4 protein-coding genes are annotated in these 4,882 nt (G+C 40.8%); 1 reads left to right on the top strand and 3 read right to left on the bottom strand.

Translation table 11 applies throughout. The features are described from left to right. Positions 1-106 precede the first annotated feature (106 nt). The 3 genes from IQ228_RS21165 to IQ228_RS21155 form a co-directional block, all read right to left on the bottom strand. A complete protein-coding gene (locus tag IQ228_RS21165) occupies positions 107-568 on the bottom strand; it encodes an ABA4-like family protein (protein ID WP_027401945.1) in 462 nt (153 codons plus the stop codon). Position 569: 1 nt separating this feature from the next. After that, on the bottom strand, positions 570-1,619 hold the full coding sequence (gene cobW / locus IQ228_RS21160; RefSeq protein WP_027401944.1) for a cobalamin biosynthesis protein CobW: 1,050 nt from the start codon (positions 1,617-1,619) through the stop codon (positions 570-572). A 562-nt stretch (positions 1,620-2,181) separates the two neighbouring features. Beyond that, positions 2,182-2,997, bottom strand: a complete 816-nt coding sequence (locus IQ228_RS21155; RefSeq protein ID WP_193964318.1) for a pantothenate kinase — start codon at positions 2,995-2,997, stop codon at positions 2,182-2,184. Positions 2,998-3,106: 109 nt separating this feature from the next. Between IQ228_RS21155 and IQ228_RS21150 the strand changes: the two genes are divergently transcribed. Continuing rightward, positions 3,107-4,831 (top strand): diflavin flavoprotein, encoded by a 1,725-nt coding sequence (locus IQ228_RS21150; RefSeq protein WP_193964316.1) that lies wholly within the window; start codon positions 3,107-3,109, stop codon positions 4,829-4,831. The last annotated feature ends 51 nt before the right edge of the window (positions 4,832-4,882 follow it).

The raw sequence follows: 4,882 nt of genomic DNA, 5'->3' as shown, positions 1-4,882 counted from the left end.
CCCCCAACCCCCTCCCCGCAAGCGATGAGGGGGCTAAGATCGTCTCTACAAGGTTTCTAGGATACGCATATCCCCGACTTCTTGGAGAAGTCGGGGATATAAATTCCTAAACTTCTGCTTTTTGTGTGGCTGTCACACCTTCAGAATCTTTAGAAAAAGCCTTGGTAATCCAATAGGTGAAAATATGAGAAAGGACACCTAAAGGACCTGCAAATAAACACAAAGCTATCGAGTGAATTGTCCAAATTCCGGTTTTTTGACCTTGCCAATAAATCCATCTACCAACAAATAAATCCATAACCAAAAAGTGAATCCAGCCTGTAGCAGCAGCAGTTTCATTACTAAAAAACTTGGCTATATCTGCTAATTGAGGATTTGATAAAGCTGCGGCGTTTTCTGGGGTAATGCTGATGACAAATAAGTACAAATATGCACCAGCTAAAACTACAAAAGGTAGATAAGATTCCATTACCTTGCGGGTGATATTCCAGTTAGGCAATAAAATCATTAAAGCCCAAAAAGGCAAAACAAAAAGATTGGCAACGTTAAATAAATCTGTGATATTCATATTACAAAGCTACTAATTGAGATTCTATTGCTGAAGATTGTAAATTACGACCGATAAAAACTAAACTGGTTTGTTTTGGTTCTTCTACTTTCCAAGGACGATCATAAAATTTATCAAATCTATTTCCCACACCTTGCATAACTAACCGCATGGGTTTATTAGCAACCGCCACAAAACCTTTAATTCTGTATATTTCTTGTTCTTGTGCCAGCTTTTCTAATGTTGCTTGTAGTTTTTCGGGGTCAAATGTCCGGTCTAAAATCACGTGAGTTGAGTTAATTTCATCATCATGATCATGGTCTTCTTCTGTGTCGTGATGACTAGGACGATCATCTAAATTATCTTCAACTGCGGCAGCAAATCCTAATAAGATAGATGGATCTAATTTACCATAATCACTAGAGACAATTTTCACAACTCTAGGTAATTCATTCTTGACTAATTCTAGGACTTGTGCTTGTGTTTCACTATCAACCAAATCAGTTTTATTCAAAATCACTAAATCAGCACAAGCAAGTTGATCTTCAAACAATTCTTGTAATGGCGTTTCATGTTCTAGACTATCATCTTCTTGGCGTTGGGCGGCGATCGCATCTAAATCACTAGCAAATGTTCCCGCTGCAACTGCGGCACAATCTACTACTGTAATTACTGCATCTACTGTAGCAGCATTGCGGATTTCTTGCCAACGAAAGGCTTTAATTAAGGGTTTTGGTAATGCTAAACCAGAGGTTTCAATGATAATATAATCTATGCTATCGCGGCGTTTAATTAATTCCCGCATTGTCGGGTAAAATTCCTCTTGAACCGTGCAGCATAAACAGCCGTTTGTCAGTTCAAATATGTTAGTTTCTGGATTTGCTTCTGTTTCATCTTCAGGGCAAATTTGACAGGATTTCAATAATTCTCCATCTATCCCCAGTTCGCCAAATTCGTTGACTAATACTGCTATCCGTCGTCCTTGGTTGTTTTGGAGGAGGTGACGGATAATGCTGGTTTTACCGCTTCCTAAGAAGCCTGTGATGACGGTAACGGGGATTTTTGTAGCCATGTTTTCTGTGTGGTTTTGAATCCAATTTTACCATATAAGTAATTGGACAAAAATATTTACAGTCATTGCGAGGGAAGGGAAGCAATCACAACCCCTGCGATTGCTTCACTTCGTTCGCAATGACAGCAATCACAACCCCTGCGATTGCTTCACTTCGTTCTCAATGACAGCAATCACAACCCCTGCGATTGCTTCACTTCGTTCGCAATGACAGCAATCACAACCCCTGCGATTGCTTCACTTCGTTCGCAATGACAGCAATCACAACCCCTGCGATTGCTTCACTTCGTTCGCAATGACAGCAATCACAACCTCTGCGATTGCTTCACTTCGTTCGCAATGACATTGTGTAATTAATTCTGTCTCACTACTTATCGTCAAACCCAGATCCCCGACTTCTTTAAGAAGTCGGGGATCTAAACTTGTTAAGGGGTTAGGAGTTGATTCGGAAAAATCTGTTCCTGATTTGGCTATTGAGGTGGTTGTGACAAGTGGGGGAATTGATGATTTAAGTGGGTGAACACAATAAAACCAAAGTGTGTAAAGAAAATTAAAATATTTATTACTTAATCACTATATTTCCAATTCCCTGAAATATCAAATAATTATCTACAATTAATCGTTCTGCTATATCTGGAACTTGTTGATAAAGATAGGTTTTCAATAAATTACTATCACCACCAGTCATTACAACCTGACTACCAGGAAATAACCGCCACCAAGCCTCAATAAAATCCTTTATCCCACTTAATAAGGTGTAAATTACGCCACTTTGAATTGCATCTGATGTATTCATGGCAAAATGTAGTGGTAAAGATATCATTAAACCAGGTTTTAATAATGGTAATTGTCCGGTTTTTTGTCCCAAACTGGCAAATTGTAACCCTAAACCCGGCAAAATTGCCCCACCAACAAAGCATTGATGATTGTCTGCACCTGTAAAAGTCAATGCTGTACCAGCATCAATTACTAATATGGGAAATCCCCAAGTTATTCCCGCACCCCATACCGCTAAAGCCCTATCAATTCCTAGTGTGGGATACATTCTCTGTAATGGGACATCTTCTAGGGTAATGATGTGAAGATGAGGATAACTTTGCCACAATGCGGTTTGACTAGGAACGACAGAAGCGAGAATCAGGGGTATGGGACAATCTGGAATAATGGGAAGATTGTTAGGTAAAGAAATCGCTGTCAACCAATTATCTAAGGTTGGATATTGAGCTAATTGTTGGATAATAGATGCAGATAGATGAAATGTATCCCCAGTTGAGTATAAAGTTTTGTCTATGAATAATGCCCAATGGAGGCGGGAATTGCCGACCATAAGGACTATAGAAACATGATATTGATCTTTTAGCTGGGGATGATTGTTCACAGTTTTAATTTTCTTAACTTACTCATAGGTTTTTTAAGAAAAATTAATATTCAACCCGTGCCACAATAAGAGCAAGGCATAAATACTCAATTTATTAAAGAGGGGCGTTATGGTATTGCTTATCGAGAAACTAGAAAAGCGTCTGACTATAAATACTGTAGAGATTAGTGAAGATACTACCGCAATTAGGTCTTTAGATTGGGACCGCGATCGCTTTGATATTGAATTTGGTTTACAAAATGGCACGACATACAACTCTTTTCTGATTCGGGGTGAAAAAATCGCCCTAGTTGATACCTCCCATGAAAAGTTTCGCCAACTTTATTTTGATACTCTCACGGGTTTAATTAATCCCCAAGATATTGATTATTTAATTGTGAGTCACACTGAACCAGATCATAGCGGTTTAGTGAAAGACTTATTACAACTCGCGCCTCATATAACTGTAGTTGCGTCAAAAGTGGCAATTCAGTTTTTGGAAGATATGGTACATCAACCATTTAACCGGAAAATTGTCAAAAATGGCGATCGCCTAGATTTAGGAAATGGACACGAATTTGAATTTGTCATAGCTCCTAATTTACACTGGCCGGATACCATTTTCAGCTTTGACCACAAAACCCAAATTCTCTACACCTGCGACGCTTTCGGGTTACATTACTGCTCAGAAAGTACCTTTGATGACGATTTAGCAGCAATAGAAGCCGATTTTCAATATTACTACGATTGTTTAATGGGTCCAAATGCCCGTTCCGTCCTGTCCGCAATGAAGCGCATGGCAGAATTGAAAACAATTCGCATGATTGCCACCGGACACGGACCCCTACTATACCATAATGTCGAAGAATTAACTGGACGCTATCGCAGTTGGAGTCAAGGACAAACCAAAGCCGAAACCCCTGTAGGGATATTTTACGTCTCCGAGTACGGTTTTGGCGATCGCATTGCCCAATCTATTGCTAACGGGATTACAAAAACCGGTGTCGCTGTCGAAATAGTAGATTTAGCCAGCGTTAACGAATTACAAGAACTGCGGGAATTAGTAGGACGTTGTACAGGTTTAGTCGTGGGAATGCCCCCAGCATCCAGCAATTCTAACATTCAAGCTGCACTCAGCACCGTTTTAGGTTCAGCCAAAGAAAAACAAGCCATTGGCATTTTTGAAACCGGTGGAGGAGATGATGAACCTACCTATCCCATATTAAATAAATTCCGGGCTTTAGGCTTAAATATCGCTTTCCCCGTCATTGAAATTCGGGAAACACCCACAGCCAACACCTATAAAAAATGTGAAGAAGCTGGTACAGACTTAGGACAATGGGTAACAAGAGACAAAAGCATCAAAGCCATGAAATCCCTTGCGGCTGACTTAGACAAAGCTTTAGGCAGAATTAGCGGCGGTTTATATATTATCACAGCCAAAAAAGACGACGTATCCAGCGCCATGTTAGCGTCCTGGGTAAGTCAAGCCAGCTTTAAACCCTTGGGCTTTTCCATCGCAGTTGCCAAAGATCGGGCGATAGAATCACTCATGCAAGTAGGCGATCGCTTCGTTCTCAACGTACTCGAAGAAGGTAACTATCAACCATTAATGAAACACTTCTTAAAGAGATTTGCCCCCGGTGCAGATCGTTTTCAAGGAGTGAAAACCCAACCAGCAGAAAATGGCGCACCTATCCTCACAGATGCCCTAGCTTACGTAGAGTGCGAAGTCGTCAGCCGCATGGATTGTGGCGATCATTGGGCAGTATACAGCACAGCTTACGCTGGTAGAGTATCAAATCCCGATGCCATGACAGCAGTACACCACCGGAAAGTCGGGAATCATTATTAGAACCCCACCCCTAGCCCCTCCCCGCAAGCGAGGAGGGGGACAGGAGAGAAG

Source organism: Dolichospermum sp. LEGE 00246, assembly GCF_015207865.1.
GTDB lineage: Bacteria > Cyanobacteriota > Cyanobacteriia > Cyanobacteriales > Nostocaceae > Dolichospermum > Dolichospermum heterosporum.
Note: the sequence above shows the minus strand (reverse complement) of the source record. Positions and strands in the feature narration are given on the sequence as shown.